Below are 23,912 nucleotides of genomic sequence, written 5' to 3' on the forward strand. Positions count from 1 at the left end.
TAAGTGACTATATTTAATGTTTAATTAATTTAACAAAGCCGATTAGCAGCTCACCTTTTTTTGTTTTACCTAGCATTTTACCGACAAAGTTATCTGCAGTAAAACCATGCGATTCACCATCAAATTCAATAACTAAGTGATTATCTTGCTTAATAGTTTTTAATACTTTGCTACCATTACCAAAGTCGACTTGTTCAGGTGCGCCAAAACGTAGTGAGGTTATATCAATATCGTTATGTGCGTTAAAGCCAGCCTCTGACATGACTAAAACTCTAATAACTGTAGTCTTATCATTAATAATATTATCATCTAATAGTTTTAGTCTGCGATGAACAGTTAGAGGTAAAATAATGTTTTTGGAATTATGTTTATCTCTAGCTAAATCATCTCTTTTGGGGACATCAATCGCGGCTAAAGAAAGGTGTGTAGCTCGACCATATTGATCGGTTAAAACATGTGGACGCTCTAACTTATACCAATAAGTACGTGTACCATCTTCATAGCCAGTACTATTAGGTGTATAAGCTGTACCTGAATTAAATTTCCAGTGTATACCGTCAATAGATCGTAGGTAAATAGCACGATAATCTAAAAATGCATTGATGATCATATGGTATTGCACTTCATCTTTCCAAAGTACAGGATCTTCATAATTTGAATTACGGTATTTTTGAGGAATAATTTTGTTATTTTGTAATGGACTTGTTAATACTTTATAAGGGCCTAATGGATTAGTATTCTTACTTATCATCATAGCACCTGCTTTCGTTACAAAGAGAAAGCGACCGTCATCTAATTGTACTCCTGATAAATTACGTTCAAAACGATAAAAGGCTTTTGGGCTTTCTGGTGCGTCAGTTGTATCAATGTCCATAACTCCTAAATACTGCCAAGGACCTTGAATGGTATCGGAAACCAATAGTATTGGCTGAAAGTTAATTAATGAATACAGCATGTAACGGCCATCGTTCAATAATATAATGTCTGGATTATGCCCTAGACCATTCATATATTTGTAACTTAGATCTTTTTTTACTAAATAAGGCCCTGTTGGTTTGTCTGATACCGTATAACTTACTGTTGAGTGAGGCCATTCCCAGTGGCCTTTAGTCGCATTTGCTGGCCAACGTGTAACATGCATATGGTACTTTCCATCTTTGCCTTGTATTGGTCGTCCACCCCAATACGACCAATTGGCATCTTCAATACCATTATCAGCGTCGCGTGGTAAAACACCATCAGCTCCCCAAAGATCTGTTCTTAAAGATTTATGTATTGGCATAGGCAAGATCAAATCATTAAACGAGGCACCTTTAATCATTTTAACTTTACCAAAAACAGACTTTGATGCTTTGCTTGTATTACCACTATAATCATGGGCATAAACCACATAACGGTTATTCGTGCTTTTTTTGGGCGTGAAATCAACAAAGCTAGTTTTGTTTATGTTATGAGCAATTACTTGCATGTTTTGGCTTGAAGCATCACCTCTATAAAGCGAATAGCTAGCAACATCAACATCTTGACTTTTTTTCCAGCTAATATTAATTTCAGCTTCATGCTCTGTTACGGTTAAGTTTGTTGGTGCTTTGGGGGCAATAAGATCTTGTTTAATTAAAGTAACTTTTTTAGAAACTGTATTACGAGTATTTTGAGAAGGAGTTATAACGTAGGTATATTCTATTCCATTAATGAGTTTGTTATCTAAAAAATGTGTAGCTTGGGTTGTTGCAATTTTAGTGTATTGAATACCTTTTTTATTTTTCTTACCACGATATACATTAACGCTATTTCCTGCTTTTAATGTTTTCGATTGCCAGTTTAAATATACTCCATTAGGTGTTACTTCGCCTTGTAAATTCAGTTCGTCTTTTACTGTGTCTTCAATACTAATATTTACATAATTAAGAAAGATTTTAATGCCGTGTGATGTGTAAAACGTTACTCTTACAAAAGGTAAACTTGCTTGAACATCTTCTTGTAATAGTTGATATTTACCTGAAAAATGTTCTACTAATTTATCTGAGCCAGTTAATGTAATATTTTTAGCTAAGATTCGTTCATGTTCACCAAATACTAAACTAAATGTTATTTTACCATCGCTGATATATTCCAAATCAGCGCCAAACTCCCAACGTATAATATCTCCAGCTTTCATTTGCTGATAATTAGGATGAGTATTTAGTATATTAGATTCAGCAATACCTACAGAAGCATTTGAATATAAACTTCCTAAATGCAATCCCATTTTACTGTCTTTTTCAGCAGAAACAATTCGAGTAGTCCAAAAAGGTGATTGTTTAGCCGCTCGCCAAGAAGACCAAACAGTAGTGAAGTTACCATCATTAACATTGGCGTAAGGAGTATTCTCTCCCATTAAAACAACACGCGCGTAGCTTGGAGAAATAAATATGTTAGCAATTATAGTAACTAAAAATATGTCTTTTATTTTTTTAACTAATCTCCACTTAAACTTTTGCATATCTTTATCCCTTCAAAAAGAATGGCTTTATTCGTGTTTTTAATATGCTATCCGATGTAAATCAATGCTAAATATAATAATTAGATAGCACTAATTATTCTTTTCTAGTGAATCAAAAAAGTGTAATGTTTTTGCTACGTTTTTATGCCAGTAAGGCCATTCGTGACAACCGCTTAATGATTCGAAGTGATGCTCAATATTGTTACTTTTAAGCTGTTCAACAAAGTTGAGGTTACTTTCAAATAATGTGTCTTCTGCGCCACAGTCTAAACGTAACGGGGGTAAGTTATTTTTGTTATTGTTAAGCCAATAAATAATGTCGCTTTCGTTGCTGTTGTCGCATTGGTATTGGTTAAGTGGTGTTTCGGTAAAGTGCTTTAAATCATCTAACTTGGTAATGGCTGAATGAGCTGAAATACCGTTAAATAATTCTGGGTATTTAGCGCCTAATCTTAATGCGCCATAACCACCCATTGAAAGCCCCGAGATATAAACATTGCTTGATTCAGACACTGCATTTACCGTTTGTTTTACCGCGGTTATTACGTCGTCTACTATCCATTGTTCATAGTTGCCATGATCTTTTAAAGGTAAATATGACGAGCCATCCCATAATCCACCGTCAGAAGGCATTACTAAAACAAACTCAGATAAGCCTTCTTGTTTGAGTTGTTCGTATACCTTATGTACGCCGCCTAAATCCATCCATACCCAGTTATTACCATATACACCGTGCAATAAAATCACTACAGGTACGTTTTTCCCCATGTTTTGTGCGTTGTAAATGGTAACGTCTGCGCGGCGTTTTAGGTGAGACGAATACACGGTAAGTGTTTGTGTATTCGCTCTTGAGTAATCAGGGTTAGAGACTTCTAATCGAAGAATGGTCATTTACACCTCAGTATTTTTACGGCTTGGTTCTTTACGGTATTGTTTTTGATCGTATTATTTTAAATATCGTCCATAACAATAACGCCTTTAGCGATACGGCCGTTAAGTAAATCGTCAAAACCTTGTGCTACGTCTTCTAATTTATAGGTTTTGGTCACTAATTCATCTAACTTTAAGTCACCTTTTGTATAAAGGTCGAGTACTTTAGTGAAGTCGCGTTCTGGGTTACACATGCCGTATAGCGGGTTGATGTAAATTTTGTCCCATTCAAACAATTCGCAATCAAAATCTATGCGTTGCTCAATACCACTTACTTGTACGGCGGTGCCTGCATTTCTTATTAAGGCTAAAGGAGCAGAGCCTAACGCCGGAATTGCTGTACATTCAAAAGCGTAATCAGCGCCACGTCCTGCGGTAAGGGCTTTTACTTTTTCTTTTACGTTAATAAAATCAGTATCATCTTTTTCAGCAATTATGCCGTGTGTAGCTCCAAATTCTTTCGCTTGGTCGATGCGTTCTTGGCTTATGTCTATCGCGATGATTTTAGCTGCACCTGAATTTTTAGCACCTTGAATTGCATTTAAGCCAACACCACCACACCCGATAACACAAACGGATGAACCCGCGTCTACTTTAGCGGCATTAACTACCGAACCCCAGCCTGTCATAACACCACAGCCAATAATTGATGCAGTAGCCAATGAAATGTCATGATTAATTTTTACTACGGCTGCTTGTTTTACTACCGCATATTCGCTCATGGCGCCTAAATGAAAAGAGCGTTCGATAGGTGTGTTTTCGTGTGTAGTGCTTTCAATATGGGCATGGCCCGATAAACCACAACCGCAAACAGGCGAGTTTTTTTCACAAATATGTAAGTTACCTTCGTTACACTGAAAACATTCGCCACAAGGGATCGCCCAGTTAAGTATGACTTTATCGCCAATGCTGACTTTAGTTACTTTGTCGCCAACCGCTTGAACAATACCCGCACCTTCGTGGCCTACAATAAAGTTTTTATTCCACGTTTGAATTGAATCCCAATCTGTATGACAAATGCCAGCAGCCGCAATTTTAACTAATACTTCGTCGTCTTTAGGTTGGTCTACGTCTACAGTGGTAACTTGATAGCTACCTTGTCCATTTGATACAACAGCTTTAGATTTTATCATTTTTAAATATCACATTTTATAATTACCTTTGGGTGATTTGACCATTGTTTTGAGAGTATTACTATTAATTAACTTTCAATAAATATCATAATTATGCTTTTTATTTTGTTTTTATCGTGGTATTTATTACGTAAGTGTAGAATATTTGTTGTTGATTATGCCTGATAAAAATAAAGTATATTGCGAACCTTTTTGTATAAAAGAGGGGTATCAGTTTGAAATTCATAAAGTGGAATATGGTGAAAACGACTCTTATTCATGTTTTATGCATTTTCATGAGGTGCATGAGTTTATTATTTTTGAACAGATAGAAGGGGACTATTACTATAATCAAGGTGAGTCAAAACTACTTGATAATGACATTGTTTATACACCCGCATTAGAAACTCATAACTTTGAATTAAGCGAGCGACCAAAGTCTTGGTATATTATTCAGTTTATTCCTGAAGTACTTAACCAGCCTGAACTGCAAAAAGTGAGTTTTTTATTACAGCAAGGCCAACAACTTAGGTTGAAAAAAGAAGATATTGCGATTGTTCAAATGCAAGTTAAATGGTTACACCAATGTTATTTAGAAAACCCATTAGATGGCAAAAGCTTGTTGTTACTAAGGCTGTTAATTTTATGGATTTCAGATAAAGCACAAGCCATAAAAATGCCGAATACTATTTCGCTAACATCTAGCCAAAATTACGAGAAGTTGTCTCCGGTTATCGACTTATTTAGACAAAGTCCTTATGTTGATATTTCTTTAACTGAAGCAGCAGAAATGTGCTTTGTATCGCCTTCGCATTTTTCACGTATGTTTAAGCGAATATTTAGGTGTAATTATTCTGAATACAGTTTAAATCACAAATTATATAGTGCGGCTCGATTGTTAAGCCAAACAGAAAGGTCGATAACTGATATTAGTTACGAGCTTGATTTTTCAAGCCCGTCTCATTTTATTGCTCAATTTAAAAAGCATTTTAATACAACACCTTATAAATATCGCATAGGCGTTAAAAGCCGTAGTTAAACTCCATGAAGCTTTAACAAGTTTTAGTAAATAGTATTTTACTGAGCTGCTTGTTGTTTTTCCAACCGTGGGGCGTGTCTGCTTCAAAGCTAATAAAATCACCTGCTTTGTATTCCATACTTTGTGTTTGCTCATTTTGACTATTACCCGCAATTAATGTTCCTGATCCACTAATCACATAGGCAAGCCATTTGTCTTGTGAGGAATGTATTGGAAACTCTGCAGCATCAGGTTGTATCGTAAAAATAAACATAAATACATCTGCATATTCAATTGATACGCCGTCCCATCCCTCGGGAAATTCATCAATGGATATATCGGGAGCATTTTTTCGAACAAGTTTACTGTTGCCAGAGTTGGCGAGCATTTCAATAACTGAAGCCATAAATCACCTATTTGTTGTGTCTGTTTGTTGTAATATAGGTGCTCTACTTAACCTGAAACGTTAAGTAGAGCACCTGTCTTTTGCTTTTGATTTTTTGTTGTTTTTATTCGTTTAATTGTGAGATGAGTGTTATAGCTCGTCTTGATCTTCCCACATTTCTGGCCAATACCTGTAGATACTATGACCATATTTTTCTAAACGTGCATCAGCCTCTGCTAAGTAAGCTAAACTTTTGGCCTTTGCTGTTTGTTGATCGCCAATAAGTAAGGTGTAGTTGTTGTCAGACAAAACGCTACCCTCATCATCTTTAATCACTAAAGCAACATCAAAGGTGCCTTCAGCATTGTCCGGTAGTTGCCAATCTATATCGATAAATGCAGTAGAGCTATCGCGATCAACATTGACTTTTTGACTGCCTGAAACATTCGTGTTTTTGCCTTCATATAATACTTTCCATTCAAGTGTTAAGTCGTTAAATGCTTTTTGGTAGTCGTTTACTATCCATAGCTGCCCAGTAAACGTACTGCCAGCATTCCAACGGCGTTTTTTAAATTGTAAACTTGGCAGTAAAGGGGCGTAAGAGCGTTTTAGCCAATCAAACGCTATTTTTTTCTTACCGTAATAATCAACCACTCCCCATTTTATATCAGGTACATGAGTAATAAAGTGGCATAAAGCGACACCACTCATTTTTGGTTTACGACGACGATAGGTCTCTAAAGCAAATTGAATAACTGTACCTTGTGCTATTTGTGTGGCTTCAACAAATTCAGCTAAAGACCCCATTTTGTAATCATTAAATACTTCAAAATTTAGGTTGATTAACATGTCGATATCGGCCCAATGATATGCCCAGCTTGGGCCCATTGGCCAAAGTTCATCTTCAGGAATAAACTTTTTGAGGCTTTCAATATTTGGTGCTGAAGCGGCTGTTAGCTCAGGAATAATGGCGCAATCAAGTGCAGGATAATATTCTTCCATATATTCTTTGCCACCCTGATAGTAATGCTCATTAGCATGCATTGATTCATTTGCTCTAAAGCCCATGTTTTGTGCAGACTCTGAACTTAATGGTGATGCCAATCCATAGGGAATATTGGTATTTTCTTTAACTTTTTCGCCTATAATCTCCATTAAGGCTTTATTGCCACTTTCTTCATGAGCACCAGAGAAAAATACTTCTTCTCCACCCATCCAGAATATTTGAGAAGGATGATTACGACGCTCTTTTACCGTAGCAATACACTCGTGTAGTACGCCATCAATAAATGATTGTTCTTTAGGGTAGGCTTGAGTCGCTAAGGTAAAGTTAGTCCATACGGTTATGCCTAGTTCATCACATATTCTATAAAAGTCAGGAATTTCAGGTGGATGCCAGCCAAAAATACGTAAGTTGTTAATGTTAGCTTCTTTAACCATGGCTAAGCGATCTTCGTATTTTTTAAGGCTATTTTTGCCATAGAAGAATGAAGGTTGTCCACCCCAGCAAGCAGAGCGTAAAAAGTGTTTGTTGCCATTAATAATAAATGTCCATGGGAATTCGTTATCGTAACCAGGATTAAAGTCCATAGTTACTTCACGTAGCCCAATGGTTTCTGAAGTACTGTCTAATGATAATATTGGTGCATCAGAGGTAGCGTTTTGAATAACGAGACCTAAGGTGTATAAGTTTTGATCACCCATATCCCAAGGCCACCAAAGCTTGGCGTTTTCAATAGAAATTGTTGTGTTGATTTTGCTTGCGCCTTTAGCAACTGTGACTTCTAGTGAAAACTCAGTAGTGCTTGTTTCGCAATTTTTACCTGTTAACGTACCGGAAAGTTTGATGTTTTGATCTGTATTGGTGTGGTTTTCAATATCAACAATTAGATTAACATTAGCATGGCCGCAACCATCGATAATAGAGTCGTTTTGCACAGTAATATCGGTGCGGACACTATCAATACGAACTTGTTCAGTTGCTTCTATTCGTACCGGACGCCAAATACCAAAAGGCACTAAACCTGAAAAGTAATCGCCAGAGAAGTTAACTTTTTTACCACCACAGTTACGATAGTTTTTAGGTGGTGGATCTAATTTTACCATCAACATATTTGCACCACCGCGCCAATCCGCCCAGCTAACACAATCGGTAATATCAAACTCAAACGATGAAAACATGCCTTCATGACGGCCTAGATAAGTGCCGTTAAGCCATACTTCACAACTATAATCGACACCTTCAAAAACAATTCTTATTTTTTTATTTTTCATTGTTTCTGTTACTGCAAAACGGTGACAGTACCACCATTCATATTCTGCAGCCCATTTGGCTTTATGCATGTTTCTACCAAATAAAGGATCATCTATTTCATTGGCGCGATGTAGATCTGAATAAACATCGCCAGGCACTGTGGCAAAATTCCAGCTGAAATGAGTACCTTGATACTCAGCGGGTAATAAGTGCAATCCTTCAATTTGACCTTGGCCAGGACGCATTCTTTCCATTTGCCATTTACAGCCACTTAAATCAATGATTTCTCTAGACATATTTATTCTCTATTTTGAATTTTAGGAAAATTAATTTATTTATGTATTAAACATTGAATGAATAATACACTTATTTTTATATGAATTTATTATTTAAATATGAATATGTCAACAAAAAACAGCAAAAAAAAATCCAAGCATTGGCTTGGATTAATCGTTAATATTTTTGAAATCATCAGTTAATAAGGAGGATCAGCATAAGCATTTTAACAGCCAACACGTGAACTTATTTTGTTTGCAGTTTCTTTTACTCTTTGAATTAATGATTGAATATTATCTTCGTCGCCTAGCGATGAAGTAAAGGTGGATACCGCTAATACCGCGATTACCGCACCTTCTGGGTGACCTATAATAGAAGCACAATCGGTAACTCCGTCAGTAAGTAAACTTTTTCTAAAACAATGTCCGTTAACTAAAATATCTTGTAGTTCTTGCTCAAGCTGTTTTTTATCGTTACTACTCATTTTTTGATAAGTGTCGTCGCGTTCATAAATTAAGTTTTTAACGGCCTCATTACTGTTTGCTAATAATACTCGTCCAGAGGTCGTGTCAACGGTATTAAACAATGTACCTTCGGCAATAGAAAGCGATATAGGTGCATGGCTGCGAGAATGAATAACAACCATGACTTTACTTTGATACAAAATACTCAAGTGAGCGGCATGGCCTGATTGGGCGGAAAAATCGTCCATAATAGGAATAGCGGTTTCACGCAATTGATCAATTGGCGATATTTTTCTCGATAAACTGTAAAGCTTTAGCGATACGCTGTATTTACCGGAAATTTCATCTCTAACTAAGTAACCACGGTTCTCTAAGCCGATTAAAACACGGTATATTTCATTGGCAGAACGGTTAATGCCGTGGGCTATTTCTGTTTGTGAAAGTGGCATTGCTTTTGATGCTAAAAACTCTAAAACATCCATGCCTTTATCAAGTGCGGGCACTGCATATTTATTACTTTTTTCTTCGCTCATGTTTTCCCTACGGATTGATTATTAATTATCTGAAAGGTACAAGGTAATGTACGTTTTTTGATTAAGTCTATTAAATCATAGCTTGAGGTAAGTATAAATGGATTTATATCCGTATTACAAAATTCATATGAGAATAAAAGTAAGCTAAAAGCTATTAATAAACCTGAACTCGGCTTAACAAATGCTTCTCTAGCAGCTATTTTTCCTGATTTCTGCGTTAAATTTACTTGCAATAGACTAGCTATTGACGCGAAATTTGCCTTGAATTAAGAAAAACTATGAAGCTAGAGGCTCAATGAATCTATTTTTTTATATTTCAATTTATTAAACATCTCTTAAACCGAGTTCAGGTTAGTAAGGTTTTTTTGGAGTCATCTGCTACTACTTTATGAATTAAATAGCTGAGTACCATTAATAAATGAAGACCCGTACTGATATGACTTTATTTGAATAAAAAAACCTTTAAAAGCAGACTCTGAGGTTATAGCGCTATTGTTATTATTCTATGTTTATAAGAAATGTACTTCTTTATTGTTAGATACTTAATCTTAAAATACACAATATCTATATTTTAGAATGTTAAAATATGTCAATTGATGATTGATATGTTAGTAATTGTGTGTAATATTATTTGTGGTTGGTTGATTAACGAACAATATAGCGTTAAAAATTAATTAAGGAATAGGCTTTAAATCTAATTATAAAAAATATTATTGAAGGGGAATCATGAAAAATATTAATCGGGAATTCACGCGTAGCAAGGTGGCAACAGCAGTTGCATTAGTGACATTAAATATGGCTCCAAATGCTTTTGCATTTGAAGATGAAAAACAAGAAACTGAAGTTATTGAAGTTGTTGGTATACGAAGCTCCCTTGCAAGCTCTGCTAATATTAAAAGAGAGTCTAGCGGTGTAGTAGATGCTATTACCGCGGAAGATATTGGTAAGTTTCCCGATACTAACTTGGCTGAATCTTTACAAAGGATCACTGGGGTTTCTATTGACCGTTCAAACAATGAAGGTAATCAGGTTTCTGTTCGTGGTTTTGGCCCTACCTTTAATATGGTTACGTTAAATGGCCGTGCGATGCCTACTTCTTCAACATTATCCACTGACGGTGCTATTAATCGTGCCTTTAATTTTCAGCATATTGCTGCTGAAGTTGTTTCAGGGGTAAATGTTTATAAAACAGGTAAAGCGCATATAAACAGTGGGGGTATCGGTGCAACTATCGATTTACAAACCGCGAAACCTTTAACTTATGGAGAGCAAAAAGTATCTTTGTCTGCTAAAGGAATTATGGATACAAGTAATGTAAATGGCGATGATATTACTCCGGAAATTTCAGGTTTGTATAGTAATGTATTCCTAGATGGTAAATTAGGTTTGTTAGTCGCTTATTCACGTTCTGAGCGTGATAGTCGTAAGGAAGCCGTGGTAAATGACGGTTGGTTAGCTGATGATGGCTCTACTTATACTGGAATTGATTCATCAGGTATAACTAACCCAGATAATCCTGACGGTATTTTTTGGGTGCCTCGTAACTTTGCTGTTGAATATGGCGATCATGAACGTAAACGAGATAATATGCAGTTTGTTGCCCAATATGCAGCAACGGATAATCTAACCCTTACGTTAGATTATACTGGCTCGCGCTTTGATGAATCTATTGATCGTATTTTAACTGGATTTTGGTTTGACTCTGATGTAAATACCACGGGTACGGTAGACAGTAACGGTACCGTTATTAATCCTCGCCATAAAAATCACCGTTTAAATTATACAAGTACTCATCAAGTTGTTGAAACTGAAAATGATTCAATGGGATTAAATATTGTTTGGCAAGCAACTGACAGTTTACAACTTAGCTTTGATGCCCACGATTCAACGTCGCAAACTCAACCGGGTGGAGAAATTAGTGAATTTACTACCGTTATTAGTACACCTGCAGATGCCAGATATGTTGATATTGGTTTAGATTTCACGGGCGCTGAAGTTCCCGCTGTTTTTGCTCAACCAACGTTAACAACGGAAGATCCTAGTGCTCCTGCACCTATTCCTGCTAACTATGACCCCTATTCACTTAATAACGTTGATGGAGATGTTGTGGTTGTTCGTGGTCATGAAATTAAAAATAATATTCAGCAGTGGGGATTAAGTGGGGAATGGGAAAACTTAAGTGATGGATCTTTAGCTAATATTAATTTTGGTATTGGTGGTCTTAAATACAAGTTTGACACGAATAAACGTTTTGGTTTTAGCGTTATTTATGACGTACTTGATATTGATAGTTTAGGTTTATCGTTTACACCGTCAAATGTTGGTAATAATTTTAGTGGCTCTGAACATTTATTTGATATGCAGTTTAATTCAGACCCTGGTATTGTTAATCAAGCGATAACTGATGGCGGTTATATTAATGAAGATCCAGTATCAATTGATAATATTACTGAAGATACTTTTTCAGCGTATATATCATTTGATTTGATCAATGAATTTAATGGCCTTCCTATCACTATGAACGTTGGTTTACGTTATGAAGATACCGACGTAACAGCTTCGTCAACGGCGACGTTACCTACGAGCTTGGTATATTTGCATGAAGAGGAAATTCGTGGGTATTTTCCACCAGGTAGTGAAGTAAGCCTTGATACATTACATGGCGGTTATACTGAATTTTTACCTAACCTCGATATCAGTTTAGAATTTAATGAAGATGTAGTAGGTCGTTTTTCTTATAGCAGAACGTTAACGCGTAGTGATGTTACGGCTATTGCACCCGCAACTAAAATTACCAATATGAGACCAGGTGGCCCTTTTAATGCAACACAAGGCGATCCTAATTTATTACCTTATACTTCAAATAATATCGATCTTTCTTTAGAGTGGTATTACGACGAGGGTAGTTATGTATCGTTGGGCTACTTCCATAAATTTGTTGATAACTTTATTGGTACCACTGTAGAGAATAGAACAATCAATGGTGCTGATGGTACACCCCTTACCGATCCTTCTGTCAATCCAAGGGCAGGTTGTCCAGATGCATCAACAGAGCCTTATAATACCAATTGTCTTTCTCAGCCAAGTGATCCTGATGTTAATTTTGCCGTGATTACCCCTAAAAACCTTGAAGATGCAGAGGTAAGTGGTTGGGAATTTGCTTTACAACATATGTTTGGTGAATCAGGTTTTGGTGGACAGTTTAACTTTACGTTAGTTGATGGCGATGTTGAGTTTGATCCTTCGTCATTTGAGCAAAGTGTTTCTTTAACTGGCTTAAGTGATTCAGCTAACCTTGTGGCTTTTTATGACAAAAACGGCTTTCAAGCACGTATCGCTTATAATTGGCGCGATGACTTTCTGTTGAATACTAATCAGTTTCATAGTCCAAATGAACCCGTATTTACAAAAGCTTATGGTCAAATAGATTTTAATATGAGTTACGATATTAATGAATCAATTACCATTGTTTTTGAAGGATTAAATATACTGGAAGAAACGGCTCATCGTTATGGTCGCTATGAAAATCAGTTTTTAGCAGCCGAAGACTTTGGTAGTAGATACGTTGTTGGTATTCGAGCGAATTTTTAAATACTTTTATACTAGGGTTATTTAAAAGCTGCAATTGTTTGCATGCATACGTATCTCCCACAGGAACTATGCATTTTGAGACTGCTTCTTTTCAGGGGGCAGTCTCTTTTTTTATGGAGTAGGGTTATGACTAAACTCATTAAAAATATCATTATTGTTGGAGGTGGTACAGCGGGGTGGCTAACCGCAGGTGTTTTAGCTTCAACCATTAAGAGTATGTATGGCGCTGACTCAATTAATATTACGTTAATCGAGTCGCCATCTATTGAACCTGTTGGTGTTGGCGAAGGAACGTGGCCAACCATGCGTAATACGCTAAGAAAAATGGGTGTGAGCGAGCTAGATTTTATACGTTCATGCGATGTTTCATTTAAGCAGGGATCTAAGTTTTGTCAGTGGAATAATGATAATTATTCAAACAGCTATTATCACCCATTTTCTTTACCCCAAGATTTTAATGAAAGTAATTTAGCTTGGCATTGGATGGCGAAAGATTATGAAATATCCTTTTCTGAATTGGTATCACCACAAGAAGTTATTTGCGAACATCATATGGCACCCAAGCAAATATCTACACCTGAATATGCCTTTGTTTGTAATTATGGCTATCACTTAGACGCGGGATTATTTGCTAAATTTTTGAAAGATTATTGCTTAAATAAGCTTAAAATTAATTACATAAGTGATGATGTGCTATCTGTGTTGTCGGACTTAAAAAATAATGACATAAAAGCACTTAACACTAGTAAAAATGGCGTAGTTAATGGCGACTTGTTTGTTGATTGTACGGGAAGAAGTGCGCTGTTAATTGGTAAGCATTATCAAGTCCCCTTTATTTCTAAAAAAGACACGTTATTTATTGATTCAGCACTTGCTGTACAAGTTCCTTATATAGACGATGAAAGCCCTATCGCCTCAGTAACATTATCTACAGCACAAGAGGCGGGGTGGATTTGGGATATAGGTTTATATAGCCGTAGGGGCGTAGGGCATGTATATGCAAGTGAATATATAAGTGAAGAAAAAGCTAAACAGCAATTACTTGATTATATTAAAAAAACGAATAAAAACAGCAAAAAAATAGATGAGCAATCTATTAAAAAAATTGTTTTTGAACCTGGATATAGAGAAGTTTTTTGGAAAAATAACTGCGTTGCTGTTGGATTGTCTGCGGGGTTTGTTGAGCCACTCGAAGCCTCATCTTTAGCGCTTGTAGAAATTTCGGCAAATATGATCGCGCAACAGCTGCCTCAAACACGACAGGGGATGGACGTGATTGCTCAACGGTTTAATGAACGTTTATTACATCATTGGCAATCAACGATAGACTTTTTAAAATTGCATTATGTACTGAGTCAACGTGATACGGGAATGTTTTGGAGAGATAATCGCGAGCTATCGAGTATTCCTGAAAGCCTAACTCGTTTGCTTAATATATGGCAGGAACAGGTTCCATGGCATTATGATTTTGATCGAATACAAATGTTTCCTTCAGCGAGTTATCAATATGTTTTATGTGGCATGGGGTTTAAAAGTCAACTTCACATCCGTCCTTCTATTATTCAAGAAACCAGTGCAGTTTCTCATTTTAATCTGGTTCAGCAACAAACAGCGCAATGCTTATCAAGGTTAAAGCAGAATCGTACTTTTTTGAAGGAAATTAGAGAGTAGCTTTTATATAAGGCCTAATTTTTATTGTGTTATAAAAATTAGGCCTTTATTTTTGATTAAATTGAAGTTACTTAAGCGCTACACTCATTAACGTGTTATGAGCGGTTAAATAAAGGGTCTTTTCATCGGCAGATAAGGTGCAATTAGCGGTAAGTTTACCGGTTTTAATTTTTGCTAATACTTTCCCTTTAGGTGTAATTAACCAAACTCCACCAGGGCCTGTAGCAAAAATAAGTCCGCTTGAATGAACCGCCATGCCATCTGGCATGCCTTGCTCTCCTGCTACACCTATAAATTCGCTTGCGTCTATCAGTACTCGTTTGTTACTTACTTTACCATCAGACGATAAATCGTAAGCTAACCAATGAGGGAATGATTGATCGGAAACTGCCACATATAAGGTTTTTTCGTCTGCTGATATAGCAATACCATTCGGGAAGCTAATTTTGTCGTCAAGTAGTTGTAAGTTACCATCTGGTGCTAAACGGTATATGCCTTGAAAAGTAAGCTCTTTTCGTTTGTCATCCATTATGTCTTTTAAGCCATAAGGAGGATCCGTAAAAAATAAGCTACCGTCAGAATGTAATACTGCATCATTAGGGCTATTAAGACGTTTGCCATTATAGTAACCCGCCAGAGTTTTAAAGTTATTGCTTGGTGATGAGGTAGGCGCATTCATTACTGCTATTCGTCTATCACCTTGTTGTAAAAGTATTAAATTATCATGTTGGTCAAGCAACAATCCGTTAGAACCTTGCGTGTGGTCACCTTTGTGTAATCCTGTTGAGCCAGAATTCTCTAAATAAACACTAACGCCTTCAAGAGGGTGATATTTCATGATCTTGTTATTAGGAATATCTGAAAAAATTAAGTAGCCTTCTTTTGTTAACCAAAGTGGTCCTTCGGTCCATGCAAAGTCAGACGCTAAGGTTTTAATAACAGCAGATTTATCTAAAATAGCATTGGCTTCTTGCGAGATAATTTCAATTGACGGCTTAATTTCGCTTGTGACTAAATGACCATCATTACTGTTAGCTGTGTTTGAAATAGCGCATGAAGTAAGCGCTAATATCATTAACGCAAACGTTAATTTATACATGTGTAGTCCCTTTGTTTTTGGGTAGTTTTGCAAGATAAGCTTGCACTAACGTTATTAATTTATTTTGTTGTTCCGGTGTTGTTACCGCACGGGTTAAGTCGTTACCCACTCCAACACCAATAGCCCCAGCTGAAAACCATTCTTCTATGTTATCTATATTTACGCCACCAACAGGCATTAAAGGTGTATTTGAAAAAGGTCCTTGAAGGCCTTTAAAATAGTTTACTCCTAAAGCTCCTGCTGGAAATACTTTAATTAAGTCAGCATTAAAGTGTATAGCTTGTGCAATATCGGTTGGTGTTAATGCCCCCATTAAAACAGGAATACCTTTAGAATGAGCCAGTTGAACAATAGTGCTTTCTGTATTAGGTGTCACTAAAAATTGTGCGCCTGCTTCAATAGCAAGGTTAGCTCTTTCGGTATTTATTACAGTACCAGCTCCTACGAGTATTTCAGGATAATTAGCGCGTGCTTTGCTGATTTCCTCACAATACCCTGGGGTGTTTGCCGTAATTTCTAATGTTGTAACACCACCTTCCACTAAGCACTTTATTACCGATTCAATCTCTGATTGCTGCGCAAGGCGTATTATAGCAACTAACTGACTTTCAATAATTTTATTAAGGGTGTTAGTACGTTGCTGGTTTAAATATAAACTCATTTTTTTACCTAAATGTTATGTGTTAATCTATTTTTCGGGTAATGGCTCATCAATACGCTGTATTTTTCCAACAAGAAATAAATAGGATAAGCAACCAATAGCAGCCAAGGCTGAAATGAATAATAGGGCAGGTTTAAAGTCGCCATCTTGAACTAAGTAACCAATAATAATTGGAACCGCTACAGCTGAAAGGCCACCAATAGAATTAAAGCATCCACCAACTAACCCAACTAAATGTTTTGGTGCAAGCAATGAAACAAACACCCAAGCAATTGACGATAAGCCATTACCAAAAAAGGCGATAGATAAGAAGGTGATTACCCAAAAGGTATCGTCTGTATAGTTTGCGCCTATAATACAGGTTGTTAATAGTAGCCCTACAATAATAGGAGCTTTACGTGAAAATTCTTTAGATACACCTTTTCTCACTAAATAGTCTGAACTGAACCCAGAAATTAATACGCCAAAAAAAGCAGCTAAAAAAGGAACCGATGCTAAAAACCCCGATTGAATAAAGTCTAAACCTCTATACTCAACTAAATAAGTAGGGAACCATGTAAGAAAGAACATTAATGTTCCACCTAAACAAAATTGACCTATATAAATTCCCCATAGCTTTTTACTTGAAAAAACAGAAATAAAGTCTGCACGGGTAAACTTGCTTTTTTCTTCTTTTTTTTCTTTGTTTTCTGCTGGTGCGGTGTCAGAAATTAACGTGAGTTCTTGCTTATTAATACTTGGATGATCTTGTGGATCTCGATAGAAGATATACCAGATTATGGCCCATACAATACCGATAAGACCTGAAATAATAAACAAACCTCTCCAACCAAAGTTGTCTTGAATAATCGCTAAAAATGGCATTAAAAACGCTAAACCAATAAATTGCCCTGACGTATACACTGCAATAGCAGAAGCACGTTCGTTTTCTGGAAACCAAGTAGTGATAATTTTGTTGTTACATGGGTAAGAAGGGGCTTCAAAAGCACCAATAGCCATTCTACAACCAATTAAAGCAGCAAATGAACTCACCATACCTTGTACTAAAGTAGCTAATGACCACATGACCAGTATAAAAGGATATAAAATACGTGTTTTAACTAAGTCTACGGTGATCCCTCCAGGTATTTGCAAAATAGAATAAGTCCAGCCAAAGGCTGAAAATATTAAGCCCATTTGAACCGAAGTCAGACTTAGTTCTTCAGTTAATGCCGCTGCTGCGACAGAAATGTTTGTTCTGTCCATGTAGTTAATAACAACACTCAAAAAAACAAGTGTTAATACGTGAAACCGTTTTTTAGTTGGTTTCTCTTTAGCAATCAATTCGGTGTTTTCCATATTTATTTCCGTTATTTTTATATTGTTATTTATATCGTTTTTTAATAGTGAATTACCAATTAGTGTACGAGCCATCACTTTTGTATAAGCGAGGAGCTTCCCAGTATTTAAAGGTTAAATCTTTAATTTCATCTTCATTAACGTCTATACCTAAACCTGGGGAGTCAGATACATTAAAGGCGTTATTTATAACTTCAGGACGATTGACAAAATAACGGTCGTAGTCAGTTAAATCACCATCGTAAGGTGGTAGCTCAAGCCATGCAACGTTTGGAATTGCAGCACAGTAATGAATTGAAGCGGCTGCGCATATTGGGCTTAACGGGTTGTGTGGCATCATGTCTATGTAATGTAATTCACACAATGCGGCAATTTTCATTGATTCGGTAAAGCCGCCCGCATTGCATATATCCACACGACCAAAATTAGTTAAGCCTGTTTCTGTATAGGGAGCAAAGTCCCATTTACTTGTTAGTTCTTCGCCTATTGCTAAAGGAATATCACACATTTGACGAAGTGCTTGGTAAGCCGTAGGAGATTCATTTCTAATAGGCTCCTCAATAAAGTCTATGGTGCCAACGGGCATTCGTTGAATAAAGGAGGCTGTTTCGGGTACCGACAATCTGTGATGATAATCAATTCCTAGCGTTATTTCAGGGCCAAGCGCTTCTCTTGCTTTAGTTAGCCATATCGCGGCTTGACTAATTGATTTTCTTGGATCAAAAAGCTCAGCTTTTTCGGCATCGCCTGCTTGGCCTGTTGTTGTTCTTATAACTTGCCAGCCTTCATTTTTGAGTCGTAATACATCATCAACTAATTCAGGGCCCATGGGAGCCACTGTTGTAGCAAATAAGGGGATCCTGTCTCGTTGTTTTCCGCCAAGCAATTGATATACAGGAATGTTTAAACTTTTTGCAACTAAATCATGTAAAGCAATATCAATGGCTGCAATGGCTGCTGATAAAACTCGTCCACCTTCAAAATATTGGCTGCGGTACATCTCTTGCCAAAGGGCACTTATATTAGTGGGATCTTTACCAATCAAAAATTCTCTAAAGTGTTCTACAGCGCCCATAACCGCTTTTTCACGACCAGATAACCCTGATTCTCCCCAGCCGTAAAAACCTTCATCTGTTTCAACTTTTACTAAACAAACGTTTCTGAAACCTGCCCAAAAACCATATGCTTTTATGTTTGTAATTTTCATGTAAATTCTCCGAAACTTAGATTTTTCGTGTAATTATCAGAGTTTCTATTTATGTAAAATGTAGTTAGTATGCTCAATATACAATAAATTACACATAATTTAACAGGGTTTAATGATTTATTTTGTTATACTTGAGCAGAAAAAGTCTTATTGTTTGTAGTTTATAGTACTTATATCTATAAACGTTATTTTTTTGTTTTTACTAAGTTTAATACGGATTATTAATCTTTTGTTGTTGTTTTTATTGTTTTTTTTGTTTTGTTTGTTGTTGATGTTATCTATTTTTTTAGCTGAAAAACAATAAAATAAGCGATTAAATCTAAGGATGTTTTATCAAAAATTAAAATTTTTTAAATAGAGTATTAAATCATCACTTGACACTAGCTTATCTGTATTTATACTCGTATATGGAATTTATATATAAATAATTAACCGTAATAGAAGATACTCATGACTCAAACAAAAAATATAGAATTACGCGGGATCACTTGGTGTCATACCCGAGGTTTTACACCGATGGCCGCAACCGCCCAACGCTTTGAAGAACTAAATCCACATGTACGCATTTCATGGGAGAAGCGCTCTTTACAAGCTTTTGCTGATGAACCTATTGATAAATTAGCTAAACGTTATGATCTTTTAGTTATTGATCATCCTTGGGCTGGGTTTGCGGCGCAGACAGGTGTTATTGTGCCGTTAAACGATTGGCTCCCTGAAGATTTTTTAGCAGACCAAGCTAATAATTCAGTAGGGCATTCACACGAAAGTTACTGTTTTCAAAATAAACAAGTCGCCTTAGCAATAGATGCCGCAACACCTGTTGCGTCTGCACGTTTAGATCTTTTACAAGAACTCGGTTTAGAAATCCCCAATACGTGGGAAGAATTAATGCATCTTGCTAAGCTAGGTAAAGTTGCTGTGCCATCTATTCCGCAAGATACCTTAATGAATTTTTATATGCTTTGTTCAACGCTAGGCGAAGATGTTTGCGTATCAGACACGCACGTTGTAAGCGAAGAAATAGGTATAAAATCGTTAAAGTTATTACGAGAATTGTCAATGAATTTAGACAAAGATTGTTTTGATTGGAATCCTATTCAAGTTTATGAAGCCATGACACAAACTGATAAATTTGCTTATTGTCCGTTTGCTTATGGTTATTCAAATTATGCAAAACCAAACTATGCTCGAAAGCTTCTTAAGTTCGCTGATACAGTTAGTTTACCTAATACTGATAGATTATGTACAACCTTAGGTGGTACGGGATTAGCTATTTCTGCTAACTCTGAGCATAAAGAAATTGCTGCGCAATACGCCCAATTTGTTGCTAATGAGAAAATGCAGCAGTCGTTTTATATAGATTTTGGCGGGCAGCCAGGACATAGAAAAGCATGGTTGTCTGATTACGCTAATGAAAATTGTGATAACTATTTTAAAGATACTTTACCAACGTTAGACCGCGCTTATTTACGTCCTAGATATCATGGTCATATGTTTTTTCAAGACAATAGTGGTAAACCTATCCGTGAATATTTAATGAATGGCGGCGATGAAAAAGCATTATTAGCTAAACTTAACGCTTTGTATTTAGAGTCAAAAGGTATCGTACTATGAAACTGCCCCTTGAAGGTATTACTGTATTAGAGTTTAGCCAATATTTGGCTGGTCCTTATGCAGGATTACGCCTTGCAGATCTAGGGGCACGCGTAATAAAAATAGAACGTCCAGGTACAGGTGATGCTTGTAGACAACTCGCAACTAAAAATATGTGGGTAGATGGAGACAGCGTTTTATTTCATACCATTAATCGAAATAAAGAATCTTTCAGTGCTGATTTAAAGAACCCTGATGACTTAGAGAAAGTTAAAGCGTTAATAAAAGAAGCTGACGTGATGACGCATAATTTTCGTCCTGGCATTATGGAGAAAATAGGCTTAGATCATAAAGCTGTTCAGGCGATTAACCCAAGCATCATTTATGGTGAAGTCAGTGGTTACGGTAAAACAGGGCCATGGCAACACAAGCCAGGACAAGATTTGCTTGCGCAGTCACTTTCAGGGCTTGCTTGGCAGTCAGGCAATAAAGATTCTGATCCTGTACCTTTTGGCTTAGCAGTAGCTGATATGATGTGTGGTACTCATTTTGCTCAAGCAATATTAGCTGGTTTGGTAAGGAGAAAGCGTAAGGGAATTGGTGCGCATATTGAAGTAAGTTTGATGGAATCTATTATCGACTTTCAGTTTGAAGGGCTAACAACATACCTTAATAATGGCTTCGATTTACCGATACGCAGTAAACAAGCTAATGCTCATTCATTACTTGCAGCGCCTTATGGTATTTATCAAACAAGTGATGGCTATCTTGCTATTGCGATGACAGATCTACAACAACTCATACAATTAATTGACTGTAAACCTATACCAGAAAATTATTTGGCAGACGCCTTTACTTATCGAGATGAAATAAAAAATACTTTACAAAAAGTACTAATAGAAAAAAGCACAGAGTACTGGTTAAATATCTTAGAAGCTCAAGATATTTGGTGTTCAGACGTTTATACCTATGCTCAATTATTACAGCACCCCGCGTATAAACAATTATCAATGGAACTACCTCTTGTTCGTGGTGAGAATCATAAGGTGATCACTACACGTTGTCCTATTCAATTAAATGGTGAAAAACTAGCTTCTTCAATAGCTGCCCCACGATTAGGTAACGCAAATGAAAGTTTAACTAAGCAGTTTTCATTAGACCTTATTGATCGCTCTGCAAGGGAGACTAAATCATGATAAAACCATTAGAAGGTGTTGTTGTTTTAGATTTTACTCAATTTTTATCTGGGCCATCGGCTAGTTTACGCTTAGCGGATTTAGGGGCTGAGGTGATTAAAATTGAACAGCCAGAACAAGGTGATTTGTGTCGCCGTTTGTATGTGTCCAATTGTGATATTTTAGGAGAGTCTTCTCTATTTCAAGCCATTAATCGCAATAAAAAAAGTGTAACCTTAAATTTAAAAAATGCAGAAGACAAAAAAATTATAGAAGCACTTATTACCCGTGCAGACGTAGTGATAAATAATTTTAGGCCCACAGTAATGAAAAAACTAGGGTTAGATTATGCCAAAGTACAAGTTTTGAATCCTCGCGTAATTTACGGTGAAATCACCGGTTATGGCTGCGATGGTCCGTGGAGTCATAAACCTGGACAAGATTTATTGCTGCAAGCGTTGTCGGGGTTAACTTGGTTGTCTGGTAACGATTCAGATGGACCTGTTCCTATGGGGGTTGCTGTAGCTGATATTTTAGCTGGTGCTCAGTTGGTACAAGGAATACTTGCTGCGTTAATTAACCAAGATAGCAATAACAGTTCAACCTTAGTACAAGTCAGTATGCTTGAAGCTATTTTAGACTTTCAATTTGAACCGTTAACTTTGTATTACCAAGATCAAGAACAACCGCGTCGAAATAAAATCAACGGGGCGCATGCTTTGGTTGGCGGTGCTTATGGTTTATACAAAACACTTGATGGCTATATTTGTATTTCAATGGGGGGGATTCCTCAGTTAGGCCAAATTTTAGGATGTGAGCCGTTACTTGCGTTTACTGATGCTAGCCAATGGTTTGCTCAACGAGATGACATTAAATTACTTTTAAAAACTCACTTAGTTAATCAAACAACTCAATATTGGTTATCGTTACTAGAACCTGCCGATATCTGGTGTTCAGATGTACTTAATTGGGAGGATTTATTAGCTCATGATGGCTTTAAAGCTTTGGATATGTTGCAAACAGTGTCTATGAGTGATGGTAGTCAATATGAAACTACACGCTGTCCTATCCGAATAGATGGTGAATTTTTATTAGCTGAACAAGGCGCACCAAAGCTTGGTGAACATAACGCAATTTATAAAAGCAATCGTTAAGGTAACACAAATGAATAATGAGATTTTATACCAAGTTATTGGATCTGTTGCGGTACTTTCATTAAACCGAGGGCCAGCTAATGCTTACCATCAAGGGATGTTAGCTTTGTTGGAAGAAAAACTGCTGTTAGCTGAAAACGATAAAAATGTTAATGCCATTATTATCAATAGCACCTCAGCGAAATTTTTCTGTGCTGGCGCAGACATTAAAATGTTTCAGCAAAACAGCAACGCAGAAAATCAACTTATGGTTGATCAAGCTCGTAAGAATTTAGCGTTAATTGAAAACAGTAACAAAATTTATATTGCAGCACTTAACGGTCATTGTTTAGGGGGCGGCTTAGAGCTTGCGCTTGCTTGTGATTTTCGACTAGGTATTGATGGTAATTACTTATTAGGGTTACCAGAAATAAAGTTAGGGCTAATCCCTGGCAATGGAGGAAGTCAACGATTAACCAAACTTATTGGTTTACCGCTTGCGTTAGAAATGCTTACCACTGGTGATCCTATTTCACCTCAACAGGCAATAAGCTATCACTTAATTAATCGGTTGATTGATAGTGAAACCTTTGAACAAGAAGTACTCGCTTATGCAACTAAAATAGCTCAGGGGCCCGCAAAAGCAATTGCGGCTACTAAAAAAGCAGTATATGGCGGTGCATTGTTACCTATTAATGAAGCGCTGGCATTAGAGCAAACATTAGTTTCACAGCTTTACGATACAGATGATGCAAAGGAAGGTTTTAACGCTTTTGTTGAAAAACGTTTACCAGTATTTACTGGTCGCTAATCTACTTTATACCCATTGAAGAAGCGCTTGATAAAAATCACTTACTCGTTAATGCTTCTTATAAAGGAATGACTCATTATGACAAAGCATTGCCTTGAATTGATATCGCTCAAGTGCTCTGAAATACGGACCTTGAATGGTAACGGGTATATATTAAATATTAAGAAAGAACACTTTTA

The 23,912-nt window shown here is 36.6% G+C and carries 17 protein-coding genes; 7 read left to right on the plus strand and 10 right to left on the minus strand.

The window, feature by feature from the left end:
• Positions 1 to 13: 13 nt before the first annotated feature.
• From AC0L5Q_RS00550 to AC0L5Q_RS00560, 3 genes are all read right to left on the minus strand, one after another.
• Positions 14 to 2,482, minus strand: coding sequence for a hypothetical protein (locus AC0L5Q_RS00550; protein ID WP_473613569.1), 2,469 nt, complete (start codon positions 2,480 to 2,482; stop codon positions 14 to 16).
• Between the two features lie 90 nt (positions 2,483 to 2,572).
• On the minus strand, positions 2,573 to 3,373 hold the full coding sequence (locus tag AC0L5Q_RS00555; protein ID WP_473613570.1) for an alpha/beta hydrolase: 801 nt from the start codon (positions 3,371 to 3,373) through the stop codon (positions 2,573 to 2,575).
• Between the two features lie 59 nt (positions 3,374 to 3,432).
• Entirely contained in the window at positions 3,433 to 4,545 is a 1,113-nt protein-coding gene (locus tag AC0L5Q_RS00560; protein WP_077338432.1) for a Zn-dependent alcohol dehydrogenase, read from the minus strand.
• 157 nt (positions 4,546 to 4,702) lie between these two features.
• Between AC0L5Q_RS00560 and AC0L5Q_RS00565 the strand changes: the two genes are divergently transcribed.
• On the plus strand, positions 4,703 to 5,563 hold the full coding sequence (locus AC0L5Q_RS00565; RefSeq protein WP_077338431.1) for a helix-turn-helix domain-containing protein: 861 nt from the start codon (positions 4,703 to 4,705) through the stop codon (positions 5,561 to 5,563).
• Between the two features lie 13 nt (positions 5,564 to 5,576).
• Here AC0L5Q_RS00565 and AC0L5Q_RS00570 read toward each other — a convergent pair whose 3' ends face one another.
• The 3 genes from AC0L5Q_RS00570 to AC0L5Q_RS00580 form a co-directional block, all read right to left on the minus strand.
• Positions 5,577 to 5,948, minus strand: a complete 372-nt coding sequence (locus AC0L5Q_RS00570; protein WP_473613571.1) for a cupin domain-containing protein — start codon at positions 5,946 to 5,948, stop codon at positions 5,577 to 5,579.
• Between the two features lie 129 nt (positions 5,949 to 6,077).
• Positions 6,078 to 8,477 carry a glycoside hydrolase family 2 protein gene (locus tag AC0L5Q_RS00575; RefSeq protein ID WP_473613572.1) on the minus strand — a complete coding sequence of 800 codons (2,400 nt, stop codon included), beginning with the start codon at positions 8,475 to 8,477 and terminating at the stop codon, positions 6,078 to 6,080.
• A gap of 206 nt (positions 8,478 to 8,683) precedes the next feature.
• Positions 8,684 to 9,454: an IclR family transcriptional regulator gene (locus AC0L5Q_RS00580; RefSeq protein ID WP_473613573.1), complete on the minus strand. Its 771-nt coding sequence runs from the start codon at positions 9,452 to 9,454 to the stop codon at positions 8,684 to 8,686.
• Between the two features lie 726 nt (positions 9,455 to 10,180).
• On the opposite strand from AC0L5Q_RS00580, the gene AC0L5Q_RS00585 reads away from it, so the two are divergent.
• On the plus strand, positions 10,181 to 13,045 hold the full coding sequence (locus AC0L5Q_RS00585) for a TonB-dependent receptor (protein WP_473613574.1): 2,865 nt from the start codon (positions 10,181 to 10,183) through the stop codon (positions 13,043 to 13,045).
• A 126-nt stretch (positions 13,046 to 13,171) separates the two neighbouring features.
• Positions 13,172 to 14,716, plus strand: a complete 1,545-nt coding sequence (locus tag AC0L5Q_RS00590; RefSeq protein WP_473613575.1) for a tryptophan halogenase family protein — start codon at positions 13,172 to 13,174, stop codon at positions 14,714 to 14,716.
• 67 nt (positions 14,717 to 14,783) lie between these two features.
• Here the strand turns inward: AC0L5Q_RS00590 and AC0L5Q_RS00595 are convergent, their stop codons facing one another.
• From AC0L5Q_RS00595 to AC0L5Q_RS00610, 4 genes are read right to left on the minus strand one after another with little or no spacing between them, the layout of a single operon-like run.
• Entirely contained in the window at positions 14,784 to 15,815 is a 1,032-nt protein-coding gene (locus AC0L5Q_RS00595; RefSeq protein WP_473613576.1) for an SMP-30/gluconolactonase/LRE family protein, read from the minus strand.
• On the minus strand, positions 15,808 to 16,476 hold the full coding sequence (locus AC0L5Q_RS00600; RefSeq protein WP_473613577.1) for a bifunctional 4-hydroxy-2-oxoglutarate aldolase/2-dehydro-3-deoxy-phosphogluconate aldolase: 669 nt from the start codon (positions 16,474 to 16,476) through the stop codon (positions 15,808 to 15,810). Before AC0L5Q_RS00600 ends, AC0L5Q_RS00595 begins: the two co-directional genes overlap by 8 nt.
• 27 nt (positions 16,477 to 16,503) lie before the next feature.
• On the minus strand, positions 16,504 to 17,814 hold the full coding sequence (locus AC0L5Q_RS00605) for an MFS transporter (RefSeq protein WP_473613578.1): 1,311 nt from the start codon (positions 17,812 to 17,814) through the stop codon (positions 16,504 to 16,506).
• A gap of 52 nt (positions 17,815 to 17,866) precedes the next feature.
• Positions 17,867 to 19,021 carry a mandelate racemase/muconate lactonizing enzyme family protein gene (locus AC0L5Q_RS00610; protein ID WP_473613579.1) on the minus strand — a complete coding sequence of 385 codons (1,155 nt, stop codon included), beginning with the start codon at positions 19,019 to 19,021 and terminating at the stop codon, positions 17,867 to 17,869.
• A 450-nt stretch (positions 19,022 to 19,471) separates the two neighbouring features.
• On the opposite strand from AC0L5Q_RS00610, the gene AC0L5Q_RS00615 reads away from it, so the two are divergent.
• From AC0L5Q_RS00615 to AC0L5Q_RS00630, 4 genes are read left to right on the plus strand one after another with little or no spacing between them, the layout of a single operon-like run.
• The gene (locus AC0L5Q_RS00615) at positions 19,472 to 20,635 is read left to right on the plus strand and encodes an extracellular solute-binding protein (protein WP_473613580.1); all 1,164 of its coding nucleotides are present in this window, start codon (positions 19,472 to 19,474) and stop codon (positions 20,633 to 20,635) included.
• Positions 20,632 to 21,810, plus strand: coding sequence for a CaiB/BaiF CoA transferase family protein (locus AC0L5Q_RS00620; protein ID WP_473613581.1), 1,179 nt, complete (start codon positions 20,632 to 20,634; stop codon positions 21,808 to 21,810). Before AC0L5Q_RS00615 ends, AC0L5Q_RS00620 begins: the two co-directional genes overlap by 4 nt.
• Positions 21,807 to 22,943, plus strand: a complete 1,137-nt coding sequence (locus AC0L5Q_RS00625) for a CaiB/BaiF CoA transferase family protein (protein WP_473613582.1) — start codon at positions 21,807 to 21,809, stop codon at positions 22,941 to 22,943. The genes AC0L5Q_RS00620 and AC0L5Q_RS00625 overlap by 4 nt, the downstream gene beginning before the upstream one ends.
• Before the next feature lie 10 nt (positions 22,944 to 22,953).
• Complete coding sequence (locus tag AC0L5Q_RS00630) at positions 22,954 to 23,733, plus strand: enoyl-CoA hydratase/isomerase family protein (RefSeq protein ID WP_473613583.1); 780 nt, start codon at positions 22,954 to 22,956, stop codon at positions 23,731 to 23,733.
• Positions 23,734 to 23,912: the final 179 nt, after the last annotated feature.

The sequence above is a fragment of the Pseudocolwellia sp. G5-9 genome (assembly GCF_055808995.1).